General features: G+C 73.7%; 24 protein-coding genes. 14 read left to right on the forward strand and 10 right to left on the reverse strand.

Going from position 1 to position 23,132, the window contains the following annotated elements:
• Positions 1 to 147: 147 nt before the first annotated feature.
• From ACQP0T_RS10205 to ACQP0T_RS10235, 7 genes are read right to left on the reverse strand one after another with little or no spacing between them, the layout of a single operon-like run.
• On the reverse strand, positions 148 to 1,170 hold the full coding sequence (locus ACQP0T_RS10205; RefSeq protein ID WP_433872462.1) for a pyridoxal-phosphate dependent enzyme: 1,023 nt from the start codon (positions 1,168 to 1,170) through the stop codon (positions 148 to 150).
• Positions 1,083 to 2,078 carry a GHMP kinase gene (locus ACQP0T_RS10210; protein ID WP_433872463.1) on the reverse strand — a complete coding sequence of 332 codons (996 nt, stop codon included), beginning with the start codon at positions 2,076 to 2,078 and terminating at the stop codon, positions 1,083 to 1,085. The genes ACQP0T_RS10205 and ACQP0T_RS10210 overlap by 88 nt, the downstream gene beginning before the upstream one ends.
• Positions 2,075 to 2,869, reverse strand: a complete 795-nt coding sequence (locus tag ACQP0T_RS10215) for a Rossmann-like domain-containing protein (RefSeq protein ID WP_433872465.1) — start codon at positions 2,867 to 2,869, stop codon at positions 2,075 to 2,077. Before ACQP0T_RS10215 ends, ACQP0T_RS10210 begins: the two co-directional genes overlap by 4 nt.
• Positions 2,866 to 3,582, reverse strand: a complete 717-nt coding sequence (locus tag ACQP0T_RS10220; RefSeq protein WP_345361643.1) for a methyltransferase — start codon at positions 3,580 to 3,582, stop codon at positions 2,866 to 2,868. Before ACQP0T_RS10220 ends, ACQP0T_RS10215 begins: the two co-directional genes overlap by 4 nt.
• Before the next feature lie 24 nt (positions 3,583 to 3,606).
• Positions 3,607 to 4,599 carry an ABC transporter substrate-binding protein gene (locus ACQP0T_RS10225; protein WP_433872467.1) on the reverse strand — a complete coding sequence of 331 codons (993 nt, stop codon included), beginning with the start codon at positions 4,597 to 4,599 and terminating at the stop codon, positions 3,607 to 3,609.
• The gene (locus ACQP0T_RS10230) at positions 4,596 to 5,375 is read right to left on the reverse strand and encodes an ABC transporter ATP-binding protein (RefSeq protein ID WP_433872468.1); all 780 of its coding nucleotides are present in this window, start codon (positions 5,373 to 5,375) and stop codon (positions 4,596 to 4,598) included. Before ACQP0T_RS10230 ends, ACQP0T_RS10225 begins: the two co-directional genes overlap by 4 nt.
• A gap of 1 nt (position 5,376) precedes the next feature.
• A complete protein-coding gene (locus ACQP0T_RS10235) occupies positions 5,377 to 6,456 on the reverse strand; it encodes a FecCD family ABC transporter permease (protein ID WP_433872469.1) in 1,080 nt (359 codons plus the stop codon).
• A 114-nt stretch (positions 6,457 to 6,570) separates the two neighbouring features.
• Between ACQP0T_RS10235 and ACQP0T_RS10240 the strand changes: the two genes are divergently transcribed.
• From ACQP0T_RS10240 to ACQP0T_RS10305, 14 genes are all read left to right on the forward strand, one after another.
• A complete protein-coding gene (locus ACQP0T_RS10240; RefSeq protein WP_433872471.1) occupies positions 6,571 to 7,815 on the forward strand; it encodes an MFS transporter in 1,245 nt (414 codons plus the stop codon).
• Positions 7,816 to 7,897: 82 nt separating this feature from the next.
• Positions 7,898 to 8,485 carry a DinB family protein gene (locus ACQP0T_RS10245; RefSeq protein ID WP_433872472.1) on the forward strand — a complete coding sequence of 196 codons (588 nt, stop codon included), beginning with the start codon at positions 7,898 to 7,900 and terminating at the stop codon, positions 8,483 to 8,485.
• A 124-nt stretch (positions 8,486 to 8,609) separates the two neighbouring features.
• A complete protein-coding gene (locus ACQP0T_RS10250) occupies positions 8,610 to 9,461 on the forward strand; it encodes an SMP-30/gluconolactonase/LRE family protein (protein ID WP_433872474.1) in 852 nt (283 codons plus the stop codon).
• Between the two features lie 69 nt (positions 9,462 to 9,530).
• Positions 9,531 to 10,394, forward strand: coding sequence for a class II glutamine amidotransferase (locus ACQP0T_RS10255; RefSeq protein ID WP_433872475.1), 864 nt, complete (start codon positions 9,531 to 9,533; stop codon positions 10,392 to 10,394).
• Between the two features lie 61 nt (positions 10,395 to 10,455).
• Entirely contained in the window at positions 10,456 to 10,878 is a 423-nt protein-coding gene (locus tag ACQP0T_RS10260; protein ID WP_433872476.1) for a PPOX class F420-dependent oxidoreductase, read from the forward strand.
• A gap of 87 nt (positions 10,879 to 10,965) precedes the next feature.
• Positions 10,966 to 11,271, forward strand: coding sequence for a hypothetical protein (locus tag ACQP0T_RS10265; RefSeq protein ID WP_433872478.1), 306 nt, complete (start codon positions 10,966 to 10,968; stop codon positions 11,269 to 11,271).
• A 222-nt stretch (positions 11,272 to 11,493) separates the two neighbouring features.
• Positions 11,494 to 12,687 carry an ROK family protein gene (locus tag ACQP0T_RS10270; RefSeq protein WP_433872479.1) on the forward strand — a complete coding sequence of 398 codons (1,194 nt, stop codon included), beginning with the start codon at positions 11,494 to 11,496 and terminating at the stop codon, positions 12,685 to 12,687.
• Positions 12,688 to 12,708: 21 nt separating this feature from the next.
• A complete protein-coding gene (locus ACQP0T_RS10275; RefSeq protein ID WP_433872481.1) occupies positions 12,709 to 13,989 on the forward strand; it encodes an ABC transporter substrate-binding protein in 1,281 nt (426 codons plus the stop codon).
• A 5-nt stretch (positions 13,990 to 13,994) separates the two neighbouring features.
• Positions 13,995 to 14,903 (forward strand): carbohydrate ABC transporter permease, encoded by a 909-nt coding sequence (locus ACQP0T_RS10280; RefSeq protein ID WP_369775350.1) that lies wholly within the window; start codon positions 13,995 to 13,997, stop codon positions 14,901 to 14,903.
• A gap of 101 nt (positions 14,904 to 15,004) precedes the next feature.
• Positions 15,005 to 15,781, forward strand: a complete 777-nt coding sequence (locus tag ACQP0T_RS10285) for a carbohydrate ABC transporter permease (protein ID WP_345361730.1) — start codon at positions 15,005 to 15,007, stop codon at positions 15,779 to 15,781.
• Positions 15,782 to 15,809: 28 nt separating this feature from the next.
• Positions 15,810 to 16,910, forward strand: coding sequence for a Gfo/Idh/MocA family protein (locus tag ACQP0T_RS10290; protein WP_433872483.1), 1,101 nt, complete (start codon positions 15,810 to 15,812; stop codon positions 16,908 to 16,910).
• Positions 16,907 to 17,650, forward strand: coding sequence for a ThuA domain-containing protein (locus ACQP0T_RS10295; protein ID WP_433872484.1), 744 nt, complete (start codon positions 16,907 to 16,909; stop codon positions 17,648 to 17,650). Before ACQP0T_RS10290 ends, ACQP0T_RS10295 begins: the two co-directional genes overlap by 4 nt.
• A complete protein-coding gene (locus ACQP0T_RS10300; RefSeq protein WP_433872485.1) occupies positions 17,647 to 18,759 on the forward strand; it encodes a Gfo/Idh/MocA family protein in 1,113 nt (370 codons plus the stop codon). Before ACQP0T_RS10295 ends, ACQP0T_RS10300 begins: the two co-directional genes overlap by 4 nt.
• An 82-nt stretch (positions 18,760 to 18,841) precedes the next feature.
• Positions 18,842 to 20,797, forward strand: a complete 1,956-nt coding sequence (locus ACQP0T_RS10305) for an aconitate hydratase (RefSeq protein WP_433872487.1) — start codon at positions 18,842 to 18,844, stop codon at positions 20,795 to 20,797.
• 8 nt (positions 20,798 to 20,805) lie between these two features.
• Here ACQP0T_RS10305 and ACQP0T_RS10310 read toward each other — a convergent pair whose 3' ends face one another.
• Genes ACQP0T_RS10310 through ACQP0T_RS10320 form a run of 3 tightly spaced genes read right to left on the reverse strand, consistent with a single transcriptional unit; the run spans position 20,806 to position 22,962 of the window.
• Positions 20,806 to 21,030 (reverse strand): hypothetical protein, encoded by a 225-nt coding sequence (locus tag ACQP0T_RS10310; protein WP_433872489.1) that lies wholly within the window; start codon positions 21,028 to 21,030, stop codon positions 20,806 to 20,808.
• A gap of 1 nt (position 21,031) precedes the next feature.
• On the reverse strand, positions 21,032 to 22,093 hold the full coding sequence (locus tag ACQP0T_RS10315; RefSeq protein WP_433872491.1) for a bile acid:sodium symporter family protein: 1,062 nt from the start codon (positions 22,091 to 22,093) through the stop codon (positions 21,032 to 21,034).
• Positions 22,090 to 22,962, reverse strand: a complete 873-nt coding sequence (locus tag ACQP0T_RS10320) for an isocitrate lyase/PEP mutase family protein (protein WP_433873659.1) — start codon at positions 22,960 to 22,962, stop codon at positions 22,090 to 22,092. The genes ACQP0T_RS10315 and ACQP0T_RS10320 overlap by 4 nt, the downstream gene beginning before the upstream one ends.
• Positions 22,963 to 23,132: the final 170 nt, after the last annotated feature.

Below are 23,132 nucleotides of genomic sequence, written 5' to 3' on the forward strand. Positions count from 1 at the left end.
TTCGCTTGAAACCGGTTGTAAAGTAGGCAGAATCCAGCGCAATCGACAATTTTTCCCGTTGTCCGAAGGGGAATGGTCACCCGAGGGCGGCGATACCGCGCTGGAGGGGAACGTCGCGGGGGCCGTGCGGCGCACGGCCCCCGCGCGTCATCCGGCCAGGAGCGGCTCGACGGCCCCGGGAGGGGCGGGCGCGCGGTTCCACGCCATCCGCGACCACGGCCGCGCCAGCGCGGTGAGGTCGCCGATCCGCTTCGGAGCGAGGTCCTCCGGCGCCGCGGCCTCGGCGTGCCGCGCGAACACGCCGTCGACGTAGCGGTGGCCGGTGTCGGCGGCGACGAACACCGCGGTGCGGACCGGGTCCTGCTCGCGTTCCCAGCGCGCGGCGAGGTAGGCGGCACCGGAGGACAGCCCGGCGAACACCGCGTGCTCGCGCAGCAGCGCGACGCTGCCCGCCAGCGCGGCCTCGAAACCGACCCAGTGCAGCAGGTCGTAGCGCTCGTGCGCCACGTTGCCGAACGGGATCGAGCTGCCGATGCCCGCGATGATGATGTCCGGGTCGGCCACGTGCTCGCTGCCGAAGGTCACGCTGCCGAACGGCTGCACGCCGACCAGCCGCACATCCCGCGAGCGCTGCCGCAGGTACCCGGCCAGCGCGCCGGTGGAGGCCCCGGACCCGACCCCGCCGACCAGCAGCAGCGGGCCGGGCACCTCGGCGGCGATGCGGTCGGCCACCGCCCGGTAGCCGAGGTAGTGCACGTCGTCGTGGTATTGCCGCATCCAGTGGTAGTCCGGGTGTTCCCGCAGGATCTCCTCGATGCGGGCGACCCGCCTGCTCTGGTCCAGCCGCAGGTCGGTGGACGGCTCCATCTGCTCCAGGTCCGCGCCGAGCACCGCGAGCTGGGTGCGCAGCGCGCCGTCGATGGTGGTGGACCCGACGATGCGGCAGCGCAGCCCGTATCGGTGGCAGGCCAGCGCCAGCGCGTACGCGTAGATGCCGCTGGAGCTGTCCAGCAGCGTGTCGCCGGGCCGCACGGTGCCCGCGTCGAGCAGCCGGCGCACCGCGGCGAGCGCCGAGACCACCTTCATCGTCTCGAATCGGAGGCAGACGACGCCGGAACCGGTCCGCACCAGGTCCGGCCTGCCGATGGCTTCGGAGATGTGCTCGTCCACGCTCGTCCTCCGCTCGCGCGTTGCTGGGCCCGGAAGACCCGGGTCGCGGTGATGCCTTCGCGCCGCAGCCCGCGCACCCCGGCGCGGACCCTGCGGTCGAAGTCGGGGGTGGTGGCGTCGAACAGCAGGCCCGCCACGTTGCCGCTGTGCGCCACCTGCACGCCGACCGCGCCGACGTGCTCGGCCAGCCGCTCCAGCGCGGGCAGCTCGGCCTTGGTCAGCACCCGCTGGTTGAGCCGGGCGCTGGCGGTGCTGACCCGCCCGAGCAGCGCCGCGTCGCCGTCGGCGACCGCCGTCCGCAGCGCGCCGCGCAACCGCTCGTAGCCGGCCACGTCGGCGGCCCGGTCCGCGGCCAGCGCCAGGGTGTCCACCGGCCGCCCGCCGCCGGTGAGGCACCCGACGACGGCCAGCGGCGGCAGCGCCGCGCCCAGTTCCTCCAGCACCTCGCCGTCGCGCTGGGCGAACAGCAGCGGTCCGCCGCCGAGCATCAGCGGATCGCACGCGCGCTCGGCGCGCACCGCGATCCGCGCCGTGGTGCCGGGGTCCGCGACCAGTCCGAAGGCGGCGAACACCGCGCGCACCGCGGCGATCACGTCGCTGGTCGACGACCCCATGCCCAACCCGACCGGCACGCCCGCGCCGAGTTGGAGCCGCCCGCCACCGGGCGGGCAGCGGCGCCGCCGGGCGCATTCCCGGACCGCCAGCTCGGCGGCCCGCCGCGCCTTCGCGCGCTCGCCGGGCACCGCGAGCAGCGGACCGCCCTCGGTGCGGGTGAAGTGGGCCCGGGTGCCGGGCCCGGTCATCGGCAGCGTCACCAGACCGCGCCGGGTGGCCCCGGTCGCGTCGTGGAAGAAGCCCTGGAGGAGCTCGCCGTGGTGGCAGGGCGCCCAGCCGATGCCCTCGGTCATGCGGCACCCTCCGAGCGGTACCGGTAGAGCACCGTCGGGTCGGCGCTGAACTGGGAGAACGGGAACGGTTCCGCGGACAGCGCGGTCACCCCCGAGCCGAGGAACGCCCGCGCCACCGCCGCCGCGGACTGGGCGTAGACGATCAGCGGGAGGCCCCGTTCCCGACAGGTCCGCAGGATGGCGTCGAAGGTGCCGTTGCCCAGAGTCATGCCGGTGGCGACCACCGCGTCGGCCGCGGCCAGCACCTCGGCGGAATCGCGGGACACCGGCTCGCCCCACCGGGTCTCCCGCAGGTTCAGGTCGCACGGCAGGCATGTCCCGCCGCGCTCCCGGATCGCCGCGACCAGCGGGTTCACCACGCCGATCAGCGCCACCGCAGCGCCCGGCTCGATGTCCAGCAGCCCGGCGACGGCCGCGTCCCGCGCGGCCGCCCGCACCTCCGGGGTGCCCGCGGGCAGCGTCACCGGCTCGGCTTCGGGGGAGTCGCGGTGCGGGCGGCGATGCGCCAGGTGGGCGTCGAGCGCGGCGATGCGCAGCGGCAGCGGGGCGTCGGCGAGCAGCTCGGCCAGCGGGGCGCCGGAGGCCTCCGCGCACACCGCGGGATCGAGCTCCCCGGTCTCGAAGGCGCAGGCGCCGAAGGAGTCGCCGACCCGGACCAGCACGTAGCTGTTCCGGTAGGTGGTGCCGGACCCGGCCAGCCGGGTGCCGTGGTGCAGCCAGAACGCGCTGGTCGCCACCACCTCGCCCGCCTCGTCCCGGGCCGCGTCGAGCAGTTCGGCCACGCCGGTCATGCGGCACCTCCCCGGTGCAGCCGGAACAGGTAGGTCAGCACGCCGTCCTGCCAGTCGTGCCGGTGGTGGACCTCGGCGGTGAACCCGTGTTCGGCCGCGTCGCCGACGATCCGCCGCAGGTCGGCGGTGTTGGAGGCGACGAGGAAGACCTCGCCGCCGGGGGCGAGCAGGTCGCGTCCGGCGAGCTGGCGGAAGAACTCGGCCAGCAGCGGCGCACCGGCGCACACGTTGCGCACCACGTCCGGGTCGTCGCTGACCGGTTGGCTCACCGCGGGCGGGTTGAAGGTGACGACGTCGAAGGCGGCGCCGTCCGGGACGCCGTCGAAGACGTCGGCGACGACCGGGACCAGCGGCGGGCGGTCGCCGACCAGGGCGCGGTAGTGCCGCGACGTGGTGGCCACGCTCTCGGCGTGCACGTCGATCGCGTGGATCTCGCGGGCTCCGCGCACCCCGGCGGCGACCGCCTCGACGCCGAGGCCGACGCCCATCGCGGCGTAGCGCCGGTCGCGGACCTCGATGTCGCCGTCGAGGATGCGCTGGTGGATCATCCGGCTGGTCGCGCCGGGCAGGAACACCCCCGGCGGGACCTCGAAGGTCCAGCCGTTCCACTCGTGGTGCCGGGTGGTGCGCAGGTCCTGCTTCGGCCGGTTCAGCGCGACGATCCGGTCGGCGGGCAGCGGGGGCGGGAGTTCGGTGAGCGGCGTGCCGGGCACGGGGGCTCCTTTCCGGTGGGTGGGTCAGCGCCCGATCGAGCGCAGGTAGGCGGCGAGGTCCTCGGCGGCGTCGATGTTGCGCGGGCCGCTGACGGCCTCGCCGTAGTCCATGACGTGGAACCGGTCGTGGCGCACCGCGGGGGTCGAGGCCAGCGGCGGGAAGGACTTCAGGAACGCGATCTTGTCCTCGACCGGCTGGTCGCCGTAGTCGACGACGGTGATGACCTCGGGCTGCGCGGCCACGACCGGTTCCCAGCCCACGGTGGTCCAGCGCTCGTCGAGGTGGCCCATCACGTTGCGCCCGCCCGCCAGCGAGACGATGGCGTCGGGCGAGGCCTGGCGGCCGGAGGTGAACGGTTCGGTGGTGCCGGAGTCGTAGATGAACACCCGCGCCGGTTCCCCGGCCGGTCGCGAAGCGCGCAGCGCCTCGGCCCGCTGCCGCAGGTCGGCGACCAGCGCGGCGGCCCGGTCCTCGACGTGGAAGATCCGGCCGAGCTGCTCCAGGTCGGTGTAGAGGGCTTCCAGCGGCGGCACCCGCACCGGGTTCGCGCCGTAGTTGAAGCAGCTCTCGGTGTGCTGGAAGCTCTTGATCCCGAGCTCGGCCAGCTTGGCGGGGGTGATGCCGCGGTCCTCGCTGAAGCCGGAGTTCCACCCCGCCAGCACCCAGTCGGCCCCGGCGGCCACCACGGTCTCCAGCCCGAGGACGTCGGTGGACAGCGTCTCGACCGAGCGGTAGTCGTCCAGGTACGGGGAGCGTTCGACGGCCGGGTCGGCGGTGCTGGGCATCACGATCCCGCGCATCCGGTCGGCCAGCCCGAGCGCGAACATCTTCTCGGTGCTGCTCATGTCGTAGGCCACGGCCCGCTCCGGCAGCGGGTAGGTGATCCGCTGGCCGCAGTTGTCCACGGTCACCGGTTCCGGGCCGCGATCGGTCCGCGGTGCGACGGTGGCGCCGCAAGCGGTGGCGAGCAGGCAGCAGGTGAGCGCGGCGGCCAGGCCCGCGCGGCGGTGTGTCACGGTCGGTCTCCTCCGGGAAGCGAGTAGAGCAGTTGGGGGGTGCCGGTGTGCGGGTGGCGCACCACGGTCGGCCGCACGCCGAACACGTCCTCGACGAGCTCGGGGGTGAGCACGTCGGCGGGCGCGCCGGTGCCGACCAGCCGGCCGTCGCGGAGCACGGCGATCCGGTCGCAGGTGGCGGCGGCGAGGTTGAGGTCGTGCAGCGCCACCAGGACCGTCAGCCCGCAGTCGCGCAGCAAGGCCAGCAGCGCGACCTGGTGGCGGACGTCGAGGTGGTTGGTCGGTTCGTCGAGCACCAGGACCCGGGACTCCTGGGCCAGCGCGCGGGCGATGAGCACCCGTTGCCGCTCGCCGCCGGACAGCGACAGCACCCCGCGCTCGGCCAGGTGCTCGACGTCGGTGCGCCGCATCGCCTCCGCGCACACCGCGCGTTCCCGCTCGCCGAGCCGGTGGCCGCCGCGCTGGTGCGGGTAGCGGCCGAGCGCGACCACCTCGGCGACGGTGAAGTCCAGCTCGGTGTGCTGCTCCTGGGTCACGGCGGCCACCGCGCGCGCCCCATCGCGCGGGGACATCGCGGCGAGCTCCGTGCCGTCCAGCAGGACCGCCCCGGTGCTGGGGCGCAGCGCGCGGTAGGCGCAGCGCAGCGCGGTGGACTTGCCGCTGCCGTTGGGTCCGACCAGGCCGACCACCTCGCCGGGCCCCGCGGTCAGCACCAGGTCGCGGACCAGCGTCGTCCCGGCGATGCGCACCGAGACCTGGTCGAGCTCCACCCGCATGTCAGCGACCTCCGAACAGGTAGCCGCGGCGGCGCAGCAGGACGACGAACACCGGCACCCCGATCAGCGCGGTGATCACCCCCAGCGGCAGCTCCCGGGGCGCGAACAGCGTCCGCGAGGCGAGGTCGACCCACACCAGGAAGATCGCCCCGATCAGCGGGGCGAGCGAGAGCACCCGCCGGTGGTCGGCGCCGACGAGGATCCGCACCAGGTGCGGCATCACCAGCCCGACGAACCCGACGGCACCGCTGACCGCGACGAGCGCGCCGGTGACCACCGCGGTGAGCAGGAACAGACCCCGGCGCAGCGCGGCGGCGTCCAGGCCGAGGCTCGCCGCGGTCTCGTCGCCCATCGCCAGCACGTCCAGCGAGCGGCTGTGCCGCAGCAGCAGGGCGATCGCGCCGGCCACGGCGGCGGCCGCGATCGGCAACGAGCCCCACGCCGCACCGCCGAGGCTGCCCAGCAGCCAGAACAGCACCGACCGGGCCGCCTCGCCGAACGGGGCGAAGAACACGATGACGCTCATCAGCGCCTGGAACCCGTAGGCCAGGGCGACCCCGATGAGCACCAGCCGCAGCGGGGTGAGCCCGGCACCGCCCCGGGCGGCGAGGTAGACCAGCGCGGAGGCCAGCAGCGCGCCGAGGAACGCCGCGGCCGACAGCGCGTAGATGCCCAGGCCCGCGAACAGGCCGAAGGACACCACCGCGCTGGCGCCGACGGACGCGCCGGAGGACACGCCGAGGACGAACGGGTCGGCCAGCGCGTTGCGCACCATCGCCTGCACGGCGACCCCGATCGCGCTGAGCCCGGCGCCGACCACGGCGGCGAGCAGCACCCGGGGCGTGCGGACCTGCCAGACGATCGAGTACCCGGTGACCTCCTCGGCCCCGATGGTGCCGCCGGTGAGCGCGGCGCCGAGGTAGCGCAGCACCTCCGGCAGCGGCACCGTCGCGGGGCCCAGCGAGATGCCCGCGACGGCCGACCCGGCGAGCACGACCGACAGCCCGGCCACCGCCCAGGGCAGGCGGCCGGTCCGCGTCGTGGTGCGGGTCGGGGATGGCGCCGTGCCAACCGAAACCACAGCTACCTCCACAGTGGGTGGTCAGGGGGACGTTCGAGGGGGGCGGTGCCGGCCGCCGCCCGGCGGGAGCGATACTACAAATGAAAACCATTATCGTCTAGCGTGGTGGAGATCATGCCCGGACCAGCAGAGGAGAGCGAGCCCGTGACCGCACCGCCCGCCCGCGCACCCGCCCGGCACGTCCTGCGCGACCCGTCGTTCCTGCGCTTGTGGTCGGGCAGCACCGCATCGGGCCTGGCCACTTGGGCGCTGCCCTTCGTGCTCGGGCTCGCCGTGCTCGACCGCGACCTCGGTGCCGCCGGGCTCGGTCTGGTGCTGGCCGCGCGCACCGCCGGTTTCCTGGTCGCGGTGCCGATCAGCGGGGTGCTGGCCGATCGCTACTCGCGCCGCGCCGCCGTGCTGTGGGCCGGTCTCGCCGCGGCGGTGGCGACCCCGCTGGTGGCGCTGGGGCTCGGCCGGTCGGTGGCGCTGATGGCGGTGGCCGCCGCGGTGGTCGGAGCCGGGCAGGGCGCCTGCCGGCCCGCGTTCCAGGCGCTCACCGCCGAAGTCGTCGACGAATCCCGGCGCCAGCGGGCCAACGCCGCGATGACCTTCGCGGTGCGGGTCACCACCCTGGTCGCCCCCGGGCTGACCGCGCTGCTGGCGACCGCGCTGAGCACCACGGCGCTGCTGCTGCTCACCGCCGCGCTCTGGCTGGTCACCGCCCTGCTGCCGCCCGCCGGGCGACCCGGCCCCGCCGGACCGCACCACCGGGTGCCGTTCCACGTCGAGTTCGCCGAGGGCGTCCGCGAAGCGCGGCGGCACCCGTGGTTCCTCGCCGGGCTCGGTGCGCTCACCGCCGTCATCGCCACCGGCTACTCCGCCACCGGGGTGCTGCTGCCGCTGATCAGCCGCGACACCTTCGGCACCGAGGCCGTGCTGGCCGCCGCGCTCACCGCCTACACCGCCGGAGCCCTGCTCGGCGCGCTGGTCGTGGCCCGGTGGCGGCCGAGGGACCGGGGTTGGGCGGCGCTGGCCGGGCTCGCCGCGTACGGGTTCGCCCCGCTGAGCCTGCTGCTGCCGGTGCACCCGGTGCTGGTGGTGGCGGCCTACGTGATCGCGGGGATCGGCATCGAGCTGTTCAACGTGCCGTGGTTCACCGCGGCGCAGCGCGAAGTGGCCCCGGACAAGCTGGCCCGGGTGTCCTCCCTGGACTTCCTGCTGTCCTACGGGCTCGCGCCGCTCGGGCTGGCGCTGATCGCCCCCGCGGTGGACGTGCTCGGCCCGGTCGCCGTGCTCGGCGGCTGCGCGGTGCTCTGCTTCCTCGCCCCGGCGCTGGCCGCGCTGGTCCCCTCCAGCAGGCGCTTCTCGACGAGCTGAACGGCTGCCGCCCGCCGAGCGGGGCCGGTGGCGGAAACCGCCGTTCCGCCCGGCTGTCGGTGCCCGTCGGCAGGATGTCGGCATGACCGAACCGAAGGCGGACCTGCACCGCTACCTGCAAGAGGCCCGTGACGTGCTGCTGTGGAAGCTGGAGGGCCTCTCCGAGTACGACCTCCGGCGTCCGCTGACGCCGACGGGCACCAACCTGCTGGGCCTGATCAAGCACGTGTCCAGCGTCGAGCTGGGCTACTTCGGCTCCTCCTTCGGGCGCCCGCCCGAGGAGCCGATGCCCTGGCTGGCCGAGGACGCCCCGTTGAACGCCGACATGTGGGCCACCGCGGAGGAGTCGCGGGAGGACCTGGTGGCGCTGTACCGCCGGGCCGCGGCGCATTCCGACGCCACCATCGAGTCGCTGGACCTGGACTCGCCCGGTCGGGTGCCCTGGTGGCACGAGGGCAAGGCCGACGTGACCCTGCACCACATCCTGGTGCACGTGATCGCCGAGACCCACCGGCATGCCGGACATGCCGACGTGGTCCGCGAGCTGATCGACGGGCAGGTCGGCTTGCGGCGGGACAACGACAACATGGCGCCCGGGGACGCGGCGTGGTGGCGGGACCACCGCGCCGAGATCGAACGCGCCGCGCGGGACGCCGCCGGGCGGAGCTGACCGGGCGCCGGCCGGTTCCGTTCTTGACGCGCGCCCCGCCATCGCCAACACTGGCTGCCCGCGGGTCCGCCCCATGCGGTCCGAAGTGGACGGACCGGCGGATCGCGCGGGCGGAGGAGGTCCGGTGGAGGTCGAGCAGATCACCGATCCGTGCGCGCACCACGGCGAGGGCCCGGTGTGGCACCCGGCGTGGCCCGGACTCCGCTGGGTCGACCTGCTCGCCGGCGACGTCCTCACCCTGGACCGGGGAACCGGCGAGGTCCGCCGCGCGCACGTCGGCCGGGTGGTCGCGGCGCTGCGGCCCCGGCGGTCCGGTGGCGCGGTGCTGGCGCTGGAACGCGGCTTCGCGCTGGCCGACGACGACCTCACCGACGTCCGCCCGCTCGGCGACCTCTGGGACGACCCGACCGTGCGGATGAACGACGGCGGTTGCGATCCCGAGGGCCGCTTCTACTGCGGGTCGATGTCCTACGCCGAGGAGGCGGGGCGCGGAGCGCTGCACGTGCTGGAACCCGACGGCCGGGTGCGGACCGCCCTCGACCGGGTCACGATCTCCAACGGCCTCGCCTGGAGCCCGGACGGCGCGACCGCCTACTACGTCGACACCGCCACGCGCCGGATCGACGCCTTCGACCACGGGGGCGCGGCGCTGCGCGCCCGGCGCCCCGCGGTGCGCATCGACGCGGACCTCGGGGCGCCCGACGGGCTCACCGTCGACGCCGAGGGTCACCTGTGGGTGGCGCTGTGGGGCGGCGGAGCCGTGCACCGGTACTCCCCGGCGGGCGAACTGCTGGACCGGATCGAGGTCCCGGCCTCGCAGGTGACCGCCTGCACGTTCGGCGGTCCCGAGCTGCGCGACCTCTACATCACGACCTCCGCGGTGGGTGCCGACCGGCGACGCCATCCGGAGTCCGGAGCGCTGTTCCGGGTCCCCGGTGCGGGGCTCGGCACGCCGGTGGCGGCGTACGCGGGATAGCACCGCACCGCTCGGGTGTTCCCCGCGGCGGCGCCTTTGGGCGCGGCCCGGATCGGGTATCCCACCGGCATGTGCCGGTTGTTCGGGATGTCCGCCGCGCCGCGCCGGGTGCGCGCCACCTTCTGGTTGCTGGAGGCGCCGGACAGTCTCGCGAGGCAGAGCAGGCGGGAACCGGACGGCACCGGGCTGGGCACCTTCACCGCCGCGGGCGCCCCCGAGGTCGACAAGCAGCCGGTGGCCGCCTACCAGGACCGCGCGTTCGTCGAGGACGCGCGGCAGCGGGCGTCCACCACGTTCCTCGCGCACGTCCGCTACGCCTCCGCGGGCGCGGCCGAGCCGCGCGACACCCACCCGTTCCAGCAGCGGGGACGGCTGTTCGCGCACAACGGCGTGATCGGTGACCTGGCCGCGCTGGACGCCGAGCTCGGCGAGCACCGCGACCTGGTGGCCGGCGACACCGATTCGGAGCGGTTCTTCGCCCTGATCACCCGGCGCGTCGAGTCGCGGGGCGGTGACGTGGCCGCGGGCATCGCCGACGCGGTGCGCTGGCTCGCCGACGCGGTGCCGGTGCTGGCGCTGAACCTGGTGCTCACCACGGCCACCGAGCTGTGGGCGCTGCGCTACCCCGAGACGCACGGGCTGCACGTGCTGGCGCGCACCCGGGGCGGGCCGCACGGCGATCGCCACCTGGACCACGCGAGTCCGGCGGGCCGGATCCGCACCCGGTGCGGTGAGCTGGCCCGGCACCCGGCGGTGGTGGTGGCCAGCGAGCGGATGGACGAGGACCCGGGCTGGCGGGCGCTGCGGCCCGGCGAGCTGCTGCACGTCGACGAGCGGCTGCGGGTGCGCAGCCGCGACGTGCTCTCCGGTGCGCCCCGGCACCGGCTCACCCCGGAACAGCTCGACCCCCGCGCGGCGGCCTCGCAGGCGTGAGGTAAGCAGGAGCCGGGTACGGCGGGGTGGAGACCACGTCCGAGCTTGAGGAGGTTGCGGGATGCCCAAGGCACCTGTCCCGGAGGAGGTCGACGCGTTCCTGCGCGCGGCCAACCCGGCCGTGATCACGTCCGTGCGCCCGGACGGCCAACCCGTCTCGGTGGCGACCTGGTACCTGTGGGAGGACGGGCGGGTCCTGGTCAACATGGACGAGGGCCGCAAGCGCCTGGAGTACCTGCGCGCCGAGCCGCGCGTCACGCTCACCGTCCTCGACGGGACCGACTGGTACACCCACGTCAGCCTGCAGGGCCGGGTGGCCGAGCTGCGCGACGACCCGGACCTGGTGGACATCGACCGCCTCGCCCGGCACTACACCGGCGGGCCCTACCACGAGCGCGGGCGCCACCGGGTCAGCGCGCTGATCGACGTGGCGCGCTGGCACGGCTGGGGCGCCCACGAGAACAAGGACGTCCACCACCACTGACCCGCCTGCGACCCAGGGGTGGGTGCGCCGTTGCCGTGCGGTGCTGCGAGGTCGACGCGGGCGCTGTCGCGCGCGGAGGAGGGCGTGGTGGAACGGGACGAGGTGGTCGCCGCGGCCGAGGCGCTGGAGCGCGCCGCCGCGTCGTCGACCGCCGGGGACTGGCGGCTCGGCGGGCTGCTGGCGAGCCGTCCCGAAGTGATCGCGCACCGCGCCGACGGCGGTACCGAGCACGTCGCGGAGGCCCGCGCCGCGAGCGCGCGGTGGATCGCGGCGATGTCGCCCGCGCTGGCCGGACCGCTCGCCGCGTGGTTGCGGTCGGCGGCGCGCGTCGAACCGGTCGATCCCGCCGCCGTGGCGGTGGCCCGGACGCTGCGCGACCGGCTGCCCGGCTGACCCGCCCGGCCGAACCCCGCCCGGCCCGCGCTCGGGGAACGTCCCGCGCTCGGCCGTTCGGGCGGTCCGGCGCGCTTCCGCTCGGCTGAGCCCGTTGCGACCACTTCGACCCGGGAGTGGTCGAAGTCGGTGAATTCGTGCGCAGAAGTCCTTCCGCACCGGGCCGAAGTCGCCTACTGTCCCCGATCGACGCGTGAGCTCGATCACGACGAGGTGGGTGCGGTGGGGACCAGGGTGCGGAACCGGGACCAGGCGGAACTGCTGCGCCTGCTGCGCGACCGCGGTCCGCTGTCCCGCGCCGAGCTGACCGACGGGCTGGCGCTGTCGAAGTCGAAGGTCGCCGTCGAGCTGGAACGGCTGGGCGGCACCGGACTGGTCGAGGACGCGGGTCGGGCCGCCTCGCGCGGCGGTCGTCCGTCGTCGTTGGTGCGGGTCGGCAGCGACCTGCGCTTCGCCGGGATCGACATCGGCGCCACCTCCGTCGACGTGGCCGTGACCGACGGGGCGCTGCGCGTGCTGCGGAAGGTGCAGCGCGGGGTCGACGTGCGGTCCGGGCCGGAGGAGGTGCTGGGCACCGCCACCGCGCTGCTGCGGGAGCTGTGCCGGAGCACCGGGACGAGCGCGCTGGCGGGGATCGGTGCCGGGGTCCCCGGGCCGGTCAGCTTCGCCGACGGGGTCGCGGTGGTGCCGCCGATCATGCCCGGCTGGGACAAGTACCCGGTGCGCGAGCGGCTCTCCACCGAGTTCGACTGCCCGGCCCTGCTCGACAACGACGTGAACCTGATGGCGGCCGGCGAGTTCCACGCCGGGGCGGCCCGGGGCGTCGGCACCTTCCTGTTCGTCAAGCTCGGCACCGGCGTCGGCGCCGGGATCGTCGTCGACGGCCGGGTGCACCGCGGTGTCGACGGCTCGGCGGGCGACATCGGGCACATCCAGGTGCACGACCAGGGCCCGGTGTGCGCGTGCGGGAACGTCGGGTGCCTGGAGGCGTTCTTCTCCGGCGTGGCGCTGCGCCGCGACGCCACCACCGCCGCAGAGGCCGGGCGCTCGCCGTTCCTCGCCGAGCGGCTCACCACCACTTCGGTGCTGACCGGTCGGGACGTCGCAGACGCCGCCGCGGCGGGGGATCCGGTGGCCACCGGGCTGATCCGGGAGGGTGGCAGGCACGTCGGCGAAGTGGTGGCCAAGCTGGTCAGCTTCTTCAACCCGGCCCGGATCGTCATCGGCGGCGGCTTGGCGAACCTGGGTGACCTGCTGCTGGCCGAGGTCCGCAGCACCGTCTACCACCGCTCCCTGCCGCTGGCCACCCGCAACCTGCCGGTGGTGCTGACCGGGCTCGGCGACGCCGCCGGGGTGCTCGGCGCGGTGCGGATGATCAGTGACGACGTGTTCTCCCCGAACCCGGTGGTGGGCTGACCCGAGCAGGAGGGATCGCCGATGGAGCCGACCCGACCGACCCGCGCGCTGGTGCCCGCACTGGCGCTGGTGCTGACCGGATGCGCGGTGGAGCTGCCGACCGCACCGGCCGACGTGGGCGCCCCCGAGGCGCGCGTCGTCGACCCGGCCGCGGCCGTCGGCGCCACCGGCGAGGTGACGGTGTGCGGACCGCGCGACACCGGCGTCTACACCACGCTCGTCGAGTCGTTCACCGCGAGCCGACCGGGGTTGTCGGCCCGCTACGTCGAACTCGGCGCCGACACCGACTACACCCGCACGCAGGCCATCCAGCGCCTCGAAGGCGGCTCCACCGAGTGCGACGTCTACGTGATGGACGTGACCTGGGTCGGGGAGTGGGCCTCCCAGGGCTGGGTGCTCGACCAGAGCGAGCTGGTGGCGGCCAACCGGCACGGCCTGATCCCCACCACGCTGGACACCGCGTTCTTCGACGGGCGCTACTGGGCGACGCCGTTCCACACCAACGCCGGTCTGCTGTTCTACCGCCGCGACCGGGTGCCGCCGCCGACCACCTGGCGGCAGGTCTACGCCGAAGCCGCCCGGGAACCGGGCAACCGGCTGGAGATGCAGGCCAAGCCCTACGAGGGGCTGACGGTGAACTTCCTCGAACTGCTGTACTCCGCGGGCGGTTCGGTGCTCTCCGACGACGGGGAGGTGACCGTCGATTCGCCGCAGACCCGCGAGGTGCTGCGCACCATGACCGGCGCGCTGCGCGACGGCGCGATCGACCGGGCCTCGCTGACCTACGAGGAGGACAACTCCCGGCGGGCCTTCGAATCCGGCGCGGCGGGCTACCTGCGGCAGTGGCCCAGCGCCCACGCGCTGATCGAGGAGACCGACGTCGGCGACTCGGTCGCCGTCGCCCCGCTGCCCGCGTTCGACGCGGAGGCCGAGCCCGCTTCGGTGCTCGGCGGCTGGAACATGGCCATCGCGGCGAGCAGCACCAACGTCGGCGGGGCGGTGGCGCTGATCGACCACGCGACCAGCCCGGAGTTCCAGAAGCGCATCCTGCTGGAGCACTCCCAGGCGCCCGCGATCTCCGCGACCTACCGCGATCCCGAGGTGCTGGCGCGGGTGCCGTTCGCCGCGCAGCTCGCCGAATCGGTGGCCAACGCCCGGCCGCGGCCCCGGTCGCCGGTGTACGCGCAGCTCTCCCGGGCGATCTACACCAACGTCCACGACGCGATCTCCGGTCAGTCCGATGTGGAGTCGGCGGTGCGCCGGATGGTCGAGGACCTCGAAGCGGCGCAGGAGACCTTCTGATCACCATGGCAGCGACACGACGCGGGATCGGCGAGCAGCAGCGGCGCACCGCGCGCTGGATGCTCGCACCGTCCCTGGTGCTGATGTTCCTCGTCTCAGCGGTGCCGATCGGCTACGCGATCTGGCTCTCGCTCAACGCCTACAGCGTCCGGCAGGCCGACCTGTCGGTGTTCGTCGGCCTCACCCACTACCTGAACGCGCTGGTGTCCCCGGAGTGGTGGGAGGCGTTCCGCCAGACCTTCTTCTTCGCGGTCGTCTCGGTGGGGCTGGAGGTGGTGCTCGGCGTGCTGCTGGCGCTGCTGCTGGACCGGGCGTTCCGGGGCCGGGCGCTGCTGCGCTCGACGGTGCTGCTGCCCTACGCGGTGCTCACCGTGGTCAGCGCGATCACCTGGCAGACCATGTTCGAACCCAACTTCGGGCTGGTCACCGGGGTGCTCAACGCGCTCGGCCTGCCCGGCGGCGACCTGGTGTGGCTGGGCGAACCCGGCTACGCGATGGCGGTGATCATCGCCGCCGACGTCTGGAAGACCACGCCGTTCGTGGCGCTGCTGGTGCTCGCCGGGCTCCAGGTCATCCCGCGCGACACCTACGAGGCCGCAGCGCTCGACGGTGCCTCCCGGTGGCAGGCGTTCCGGCGCGTCACGCTGCCGCTGCTGCGCCCGGCGATCGCCGTCGCGACGCTGTTCCGGCTGCTCGACGCGCTGCGGGTGTTCGACCTGCCGTTCGTGCTGACGCGGGGCGCCAACGGCACCGAGACCATGTCCATGCTGGCCTACCAGGAACTGCGCGAGGGCAGGCTGATCGGCCAGGGCTCGGCGCTGTCGATCCTGACGTTCCTCACCGTGATGGCGGTGTCCCTGCTCTACATCCGCTACGCCGGTGGCAACATCCGCGACGTGGCCGAGGAGAAGTGATGGCGACGATCCCGCTCGGCCCGGCGCGCGGCGGCACCGCCGCGCGCCGCGGCGAACCGGCCCGGCTGCACCCGGTCACCTGGGTGTTCGTGCTGCTGGCGATGCTGGTGTCGCTGGTGCCGTTCCTGTGGCTGCTCGGCACCTCGCTGCGTACCGGCGACGACCTGTCCAGCGGATCGCTGGTCCCGGCGAACCCGACCCTGCGCAACTACGCCGACGTGCTCCGCGACGGCGAATTCCTGGTCGCGCTGCTGAACTCGGTGGTCGTCGGGGTGAGCACCACCGCGCTGGCGCTGCTGTTCGCCTCCTTCGCCGCCTACGCGCTGGCCCGGCTCACGTTGCGCCGCAAGGGGTTGATCCTCAGCCTGGTGCTGTCGGTGACCACCTTCCCGGTGATCGCCATCGCCGCGCCGATCTTCACCATCTGGAGCGAGATCGGGCTCTACGACACGCTGATCGGGCTGATCATCCCGAAGCTGACCTTCGCGCTGCCGCTGGCCATCTTCACCCTCACCTCGTTCTTCCGCGAGATCCCGGCGGAACTGGAGGAATCGGCCTACATCGACGGCGCGAGCCCGTTCCAGGCGTTCCGGCGGGTGATCCTGCCGCTGGCGGTGCCCGGCATCGCCACCACCGCGATCCTGGTGTTCATCTCGGTGTGGAACGAGTTCCTGCTCGCCGTGACGCTGACCTCCACCCCGTCGGCGCGCACCGTGCCGATGGCCATCGCGTTCTTCACCGGCGTGAGCGAGTTCGACAAGCCGATCGGCGCCATCAGCGCGGCCTCGGTGCTCGTCACGATCCCGCTGGTGGTCGTCGTGCTGATCTTCCAGAAGCGGATCGTCTCCGGCCTGACCTCCGGGGCGATCAAGGGATGACCCGCCACACAACGAGGGAGGACCGTCCATGACCGGACCAGAGCAGTCCACCGCACCGCTGCGGGTCGGCGTCGTCGGCGTCGGCTGGGCGGGTAGGCAGCACCTCGCCGCCTACCACGAGCTGCCCGGCGTCGAGATCGCCGCCATCGCCGGGCAGGAACCCGACTTGCTGGCCGAGCTCGGCGAGCGCTACGGCGCCGAGCGGTTGTTGGAGCGCTGGGAGGACCTCCTGGACGTACCGGACCTCGACGCGGTGAGCATCGCGGTCCCCACCTTCCTGCACGCACCGGTCGCCATCGCCGCGCTCAAGCGCGGGCTGCACGTGCTCACCGAGAAACCCCTGGCGCGCAACGCGGTCGAGGGGGCCGAGATGGTCGGCGCCGCCCGCGACGCCGGCCGGGTGCTCGACGTGGTGTTCAACCACCGGCTGCGCGGCGACATCCAGGAGCTCGGGAAGGTGATCGGGCGCGGTGACCTCGGGCGGCCCTACTACGCGCGGGCGTCCTGGATGCGCCGCCGCGGCATCCCGAAGCTGGGCAGCTGGTTCACCAACCAGGAGATGGCGGGCGGCGGTCCGCTGGCCGACATCGGCGTGCACGTGCTGGACTACTCGCTGTTCCTGCTCGGCGAGCCGAAGGTGACGTCGGTGACCGCGGTGACCTACGCCGAACTCGGCCCGCGCGACCTGGGCGGCGATCCGCGGGTGACCGCCGACCGCAGCAGCTCCGCCTTCGAGGTGGAGGACTTCGCCTCGGCGTTCATGCGGTTGTCCACCGGCGGCACGCTGGTGCTGGAGACCTCGTGGGCGGCGTTCCGGGACCCGGTCGACCTGATCGACTTCCGGGTGCTGGGCACCGAGGGCGGCGCCGAGCTCAAGGCGGTCGGGGCCACCAAGGCCAAGGTCGCCGAACTGGTCGTCTACACCGACGAGGACGGGGAGATCGCCGACTACGCCCCGCCGGCCGGGCCCGGCACCGACCACGCCGGGGTGGTCGGCAACTTCGTGCGCGTGCTGCGCGCGCCGGAGCTGTGGTCGGCCAACGACGGAGCGCTGGCGCTGGAGCGGGCCAAGGTGATCGACGCCTGCTACCAGTCGGCGGCGGAGAAGAAGGAGATCGCAGTCGGATGAACCAGTCGCAACTCCGGGTCACGGTGTGGAACGAGGGCGTCCACGAGGCCCTGAACGACCCGCCGGGCATGGCCGAGTACTACCCCGGCGGGATCCACGGCGCGCTCGCCGAGGCGCTGCACGAGCAGCTCCCCGGCGCCACGGTGCGCACCGCGCTGCTCGACGACCCGGGTCACGGGCTCGACGAGGAGGTGCTGGCCGCCACCGACGTGCTGCTGTGGTGGGGGCACAAGGCGCACGACCGGGTGGCCGACGAGGTGGTGGACCGGGTCCAGCGGCACGTGCTGGGCGGCATGGGACTGCTGGTGCTGCACTCCGGTCACTTCTCGAAGATCTTCACCCGGCTGATGGGCACCACCTGCTCGCTGTTCTGGCGCAACAACGCCGAGCGGGAGCTGGTGTGGACGGTGGACCCGACGCACCCGATCGCCGAGGGCGTGCCCAACCCGATCGTCATCCCGGAGCAGGAGACCTACGGCGAGCACTTCGACATCCCGGCGCCCGACGAGCTGGTGTTCATCAGCGGGTTCAGCGGTGGCGAGGTGTTCCGCTCCGGCGCGACCTTCCACCGCGGCAAGGGGCGGATCTTCTACTTCAGCCCCGGCGACGAGCGCTACCCGGTCTACCACCACCCGCAGGTGCGGCGGGTGCTGGGCAACGGGGTGCGCTGGGCCGCGCGGCCGGGCGTGCCGCGGGAGCAACCGCGGGTGGCCAACGCACCGCAGGACTGGTTCGCGTGAGCCGCGGGGCGGCGGTCCTCGGCGCCGGGATGATCGCCGCGGTGCACCGGCGGGCGGCTCTGCTCGCGGGGGCCGAGGTGGTGGGGGTGCTGGCGTCCACCGCGCAGCGGTCCCGGGAGGTCGCGCGGGACTGGGGCGTGCCCACCGGTTACCCCGACGTCGAGGCGGTGCTGGCCGACGATCGCGTGGACGTGGTGCACGTGTGCACGCCCAACGCCACCCACGCCGCGTTCGCGGAGCGGGCGCTGGCCGCGGGCAAGCACGTGATCTGCGAGAAACCGCTAGGCGTGTCGGTGGCCGAAGCCGAGCGGATGGCCGCCGCTGCCGACCGCAGCGGTCTGGTGGCCGCGGTGCCGTTCGTCTACCGCTACCACCCGATGGTCCGCGAGATCCGCGAGCGCAGGATCGCCGGGGAACTGGGCGAGCTGGCCCTGGTCCACGGCAGCTACCTGCAGGACTGGATGCTGTCCCCGGACGCGTCGGGCTGGCGGGTCGATCCCGAGCTGGGCGGGCGGTCGCGCGCCTTCGCCGACATCGGCTCGCACTGGTGCGACCTGGTGGAGTGGGTGTCCGGCCACCGGATCGAGGAGCTCGTCGCGGCCACCTCCATCGCGGTCCCGGACCGCCCCGCCACCGGCGGCCCGGCCTTCTCCGGGGCCGGCAGCGGCGAGCGGGTGCCGGTGCGCACCGAGGATTCCGCGGCGCTGCTGTTCCGCACCGGCGGCGGCGTGCTCGGGTCGACCACCGTGTCGCAGGTCGCGGCCGGGCGGAAGAACCGGCTGTGGTTCGAGCTCGACGGGGCGCTGGGCAGCGCGGTGTTCGACCAGGAGGACCCGGAACGCGCGTGGTTCGGCGGCGTCGCCGGGAACCGCGTGCTGGTCCGCGATCCCGAGCACGGCGGGGCCGAGCAGCGGCGGCTCTCGCACCTGCCCGCCGGGCATCCGCAGGGCTACGCCCAGTGCTTCGAGAACTTCGTCGCCGACAGCTACGCCGCCGTCGACGGCGAGGCCCCCGACGGGCTGCCCACCTTCGCCGACGGCCTGCGCTCGGCCCGCCTCGTCGAGGCCGTGCTCGCCGCCGCCCGCACCGGTTCCTGGACACCGGTGTGACCGGCCCCCGCTCGGCGCCGCCGTTTCGCCCGGCGCCGAGCGGGGTAGCCGAGGTGGCCGCCGACCGTAGTGGAGGGCCGACATGCCGCGGACCGTCGCGCACCAGCTCATCGCGTCCCACCTGGTCGACGGCGAGCTGAGCCCGGGGGAGGAGATCGCGCTCGCGGTCGACCAGACCCTGACCCAGGACGCCACCGGCACGCTGGTGATGCAGGAGCTCGAGGCGCTGGGGCTGGACCGGGCCCAGGCCGAGGTGAGCGTGCAGTACGTGGACCACAACCTGCTGCAGACCGACGAGAAGAACGCCGAGGACCACGCCTTCCTGCGCTCGGCGGCGCAGCGCTACGGGATCTGGTTCTCCAAGCCCGGCAACGGGGTCTCGCACCCGACGCACATGCAGCGCTTCGGCCGTCCCGGCACGACGATGGTGGGTTCGGACTCGCACACCTGCGCCGCCGGATCGCTGGGGATGCTGGCGATCGGCGTCGGCGGCCTGGAGGTGGCGATGGCCATCGCCGGGCGTCCGCTGCGCATCCGGATGCCGGAGATCTGGGGCGTGCGGCTCACCGGGGAGCTGCCGCCGTGGGTCTCGGCCAAGGACGTGGTGCTGGAGATGCTGCGCAGGCACACCGTGCGCGGCGGCGTCGGGCGGATCATCGAGTACCACGGCCCGGGACTGGCCGGGCTGACCGCGATGGACCGGCACGTGATCGCCAACATGGGCGCCGAGCTGGGCGCCACCACCACCGTGTTCCCGGCCGACGACGCGGTCCGCGACTTCCTGCGCGCGGAAGGCAGGGAGGACGACTTCACCGAGCTGCGCGCCGAGGACGGCGCCCGGTACGACGTGCACGACGAGATCGACCTGTCCGCGCTCGAACCGCTGATCGCGCGGCCCTCGGCGCCCGACGACGTGGTGCCGGTCCGCGAGGTCGCCGGGGAACCGGTCAGCCAGGTCGTCGTGGGTTCCTCGGCGAACCCGGGGCTGCGGGACTTCGCGGTCACCGCCGCGATGGTGCGCGGCCGCCAGACCGACGCCGCGGTCAGCTTCGACGTGAACCCGACCTCCCGGGAGATCCTGGAGGACCTGACCCGGATGGGCGCCACCTTCGACCTGATCGCCGCGGGCGCCCGCATCCACCAGGCCGGGTGCATGGGTTGCATCGGAATGGGACAGGCGCCCGCGGTGGGGCAGAACTCGCTGCGCACCTTCCCCCGGAACTTCCCCGGCCGGTCCGGTACCGAGGAAGACTCGGTGTGGTTGTGCTCGCCGGAGACGGCCGCCGCGGCGGCGTTGACCGGGCGCATCGGCGACCCGCGCGACGTCGCGGCCGAGCACGACATCCCGGCGCCCCGGTTGGCGCTGCCCGAGCAGGCCTCGGTGAACACGGCCATGCTGATGCCGCCGCTTCCCGTCGAGCAGGCCCGGGAGGTGGAGCTGGCGCGCGGGCCGAACATCTCGGCGCTGCCGGACTTCCCGCCGCTGCCGGACCGGATCGAGGCGCCGGTGCTGCTCAAAGCGGGCGACAACGTCTCCACCGACGAGATCTCGCCCGCCGGGGCGCAGGCCCTGCCGTACCGGTCGAACGTGCCGAAGCTGGCCGACTTCACCTTCACCCGGATCGACCCGGGATACCCCGAGCGGGCCCGCGAGGTCCGCGACGGCAGCGGGCACCTCGTGGTCGGCGGGGAGAACTACGGCCAGGGCTCCTCGCGGGAGCACGCGGCGATCACGCCCCGCTACCTCGGGCTGCGCGCCGTCCTCGCGCGGTCCTACGCCCGGATCCACTGGCAGAACCTGGCCAACTTCGGCATCCTGCCGCTGGAGTTCGCCGAACCCGGCGACTACGACCGGATCGGCACCGGCGACGTGCTGGTCCTCGACGGCGTGCGGGAGGCGCTGGAACGCGGTGACCGGATCACCGCGCGCAACGCCTCCCGCGACGAGCAGTACCCGGTGCGGCATTCGCTGTCGCCGCGCCAGGTCCGGGCCGTGCTCCACGGCGGGCAGATCCCGCTGCTCGCCGCGGAGGGCTGAGCCTGCGCTCAGCCGCCGTCGTGGTCGGCCCCGGCGCTGCCCTCGCCCGAGTCGAAGTTCAGCACCCGGTCGATCTCGATCAGGCTGTCGCCGTTGTTGCTGAACTGGATCAGGGCCAGGCCGCGCAAGGCGCTGCTGCCCTCATCGCTGGCCCCGGCGTGCGCCGGGGCGCTCGTCGCGGCGGAAGCGGCCAGGAAGGCGGCGACCCCGGCCGCGGTGCGGATTGCCCACATGTCAGCGTCCTCCTCGTTCGAGTTGTGCCGCGGCGACCGGAGTGACCGCCTCGGCCGCCGGCTCCGCCGACCGGGCGAACCGGCGCGCCATCCAGGCGCAGGTGATGAGCTGCATCTGGTGGTAGAGCATCAGCGGCAGCACGACCAGGCCCGCGTTCGCGCTGCCGGCGAACAGCACGGTGGCCATCGGCAACCCGCTGGCCAGGCTCTTGTTCGCCCCGCAGAGCACCAGCACGACGCGGTCCTGCCGGGCGAACCCGCACCACCGGCCGAGCAGTCCGGTGCCGAGCAGCACCGCGGTCAGCAGCACCGCGCACACGGCGAGCAGCACGCCGATGTCGCGCGGCGACAGCCGGTCCCAGATCCCGGCCGCGGTGCCCCGGCTGAACGCCAGGTACACCACGACCAGGATGACGCCCCGGTCCAGCAGGCCGAGGACGCCGGCGTGCTCGCGCAGCCGGGGACCGACGACCGGCCGCAGCAGCAGTCCGGCGGCGAACGGCGCGAGCAGCAGCACCACGACGTCGCGCAGCGCCCCCGGCGTGATGCCGCCACCGGAGGACAGCACCAGCAGTCCGGCCAGCAACGGGGTCAGGAAGACCCCGAGCACGTTGGAGAACGAGGCCTGGCAGATCGCCGCGGCCACGTTGCCGCGGGCCACCGAGGTGAAGGTGATCGCGGACTGGACGGTCGACGGCAGCACGCAGAGGAACAGCACGCCCAGGTGCAGTTCCGGTGCCAGCACCGAGGGCACCAGCACCCCCAGCACCAGGCCCAGCATCGGGAACACCGCGTAGGTGATGAGCAGGACCAGGCCGTGCAACCGCCACTGCCGCACGCCGCCCCAGGCGGCGGAGGGCGAAAGCCGGGTGCCGTACAGGAAGAACAGCAGCCCGATGGCGACCTTCACCGCCACGCCGAGGACTTCCGCCGGTGCGCCTCGGACGGGCAGCAGCGCGGCGACGCCCGCGGCGCACAGCAGCGCGACCACGTAGGGGTCCAGGCGCAGTCGCGCGAGGAGCCGGGAGGGGGAGAGCACGTCGCTGCTTCCGCTCGGGCTCACGCGTGCGCGGAGACGGACCGCGGGTGGTTGCGGCTGATGTTGCGCTCCAGCAGTTCGAGCGCGTCGGCGATGCCGCCCCGACCGTCGATCACCTCGGGCAACCTGCCGTCGGCCAGCCGCAGCTCGCTGAGCGCGGTGTCGATGGCGGTGTGCGCGGCGAACAGGCACGGGGTGCTGTAGATCGCCACGTTCACGTCGAGGTCCTGCAGCTCCGGCAACGACACGCGCGGCGACTTGCCGCCCGCGATCTGGTTGAACAGCAGCGGCTTGTCCCCGATCACCGAGCGCACCTCGCGGATCCAGTCGATGCTGCGCACGCCGTCGACCAGCAGCACGTCGGCGTCGGTGGCCGCCAACGCCTCGGCGCGCCGCAGGATCTCGGACTCCTCGGTGGCGTCGGTGCGGGCGACGACCACGAGATCGCGCCGGGTGGCCAGGACGAGTTCGAGCTTGTCCAGGTACTCGTCCAGCGGCAGGACCTGCTTGCCGTCCACGTGCCCGCAGCGGCGCGGGCGCTTCTGGTCCTCCAGGATGACGCCGGAGGCACCGACCAGTTCCAGCTGTTCGACGACGTGGCAGGCGACCTCCGGGTCGACGTAACCGTCGTCGATGTCGACCAGCAGGTGTTGCCGCGGGAAGGCGAGCCGCAACCGCTGCACGAAGGCGACGATGTCCGGCCAGGCGATGAACCCGATGTCGGGCAATCCGTAGTGCGACGCCGCGAAGCCGAAGCCCGAAATGAACATTCCCGAATAGTGCTTCGCGGTGATCGACGCGGAGAACATGTCGTAAACACCGATGAGGGGGGTGATCTGCGGTGACAGGATTTCGTCGCGCAGTGCGGTCCCGTGCTTCAAAGCTTCTCCCAATTGGGGCAGTGCGGGGTGTGCTTCTTCGATGAGAACCGGATTCGGCGGGAACGGACCGCTTCGCGGCATTGCGGGCGGTCGTAATTGATTCCGCGCGGGCATGAGGCGCGGCTCTCGGCTCGATACCCTAATGAACGGTGCGGGCCCTGATCAAATCGCTATCGGGTGTA

The sequence above is a fragment of the Saccharopolyspora sp. CA-218241 genome (assembly GCF_050954615.1).
Classification (GTDB): Bacteria; Actinomycetota; Actinomycetes; order Mycobacteriales; family Pseudonocardiaceae; genus Saccharopolyspora; species Saccharopolyspora cebuensis.

What these genes read in the sequence shown, in the direction of transcription:
- ACQP0T_RS10210 (WP_433872463.1), bottom strand. Translation starts at nt 2,078, where the DNA reads ATGACCGAGGGCATCGGCTGGGCGCCCTGCCACCACGGCGAGCTCCTC.
- ACQP0T_RS10215 (WP_433872465.1), bottom strand. Translation starts at nt 2,869, where the DNA reads ATGACCGGCGTGGCCGAACTGCTCGACGCGGCCCGGGACGAGGCGGGC.
- ACQP0T_RS10230 (WP_433872468.1), bottom strand. Translation starts at nt 5,375, where the DNA reads ATGCGGGTGGAGCTCGACCAGGTCTCGGTGCGCATCGCCGGGACGACG.
- ACQP0T_RS10240 (WP_433872471.1), top strand. Translation starts at nt 6,571, where the DNA reads ATGCCCGGACCAGCAGAGGAGAGCGAGCCCGTGACCGCACCGCCCGCC.
- ACQP0T_RS10245 (WP_433872472.1), top strand. Translation starts at nt 7,898, where the DNA reads ATGACCGAACCGAAGGCGGACCTGCACCGCTACCTGCAAGAGGCCCGT.
- ACQP0T_RS10255 (WP_433872475.1), top strand. Translation starts at nt 9,531, where the DNA reads ATGTGCCGGTTGTTCGGGATGTCCGCCGCGCCGCGCCGGGTGCGCGCC.
- ACQP0T_RS10260 (WP_433872476.1), top strand. Translation starts at nt 10,456, where the DNA reads ATGCCCAAGGCACCTGTCCCGGAGGAGGTCGACGCGTTCCTGCGCGCG.
- ACQP0T_RS10275 (WP_433872481.1), top strand. Translation starts at nt 12,709, where the DNA reads ATGGAGCCGACCCGACCGACCCGCGCGCTGGTGCCCGCACTGGCGCTG.
- ACQP0T_RS10280 (WP_369775350.1), top strand. Translation starts at nt 13,995, where the DNA reads ATGGCAGCGACACGACGCGGGATCGGCGAGCAGCAGCGGCGCACCGCG.
- ACQP0T_RS10285 (WP_345361730.1), top strand. Translation starts at nt 15,005, where the DNA reads ATGCTGGTGTCGCTGGTGCCGTTCCTGTGGCTGCTCGGCACCTCGCTG.
- ACQP0T_RS10290 (WP_433872483.1), top strand. Translation starts at nt 15,810, where the DNA reads ATGACCGGACCAGAGCAGTCCACCGCACCGCTGCGGGTCGGCGTCGTC.
- ACQP0T_RS10295 (WP_433872484.1), top strand. Translation starts at nt 16,907, where the DNA reads ATGAACCAGTCGCAACTCCGGGTCACGGTGTGGAACGAGGGCGTCCAC.
- ACQP0T_RS10305 (WP_433872487.1), top strand. Translation starts at nt 18,842, where the DNA reads ATGCCGCGGACCGTCGCGCACCAGCTCATCGCGTCCCACCTGGTCGAC.
- ACQP0T_RS10310 (WP_433872489.1), bottom strand. Translation starts at nt 21,030, where the DNA reads ATGTGGGCAATCCGCACCGCGGCCGGGGTCGCCGCCTTCCTGGCCGCT.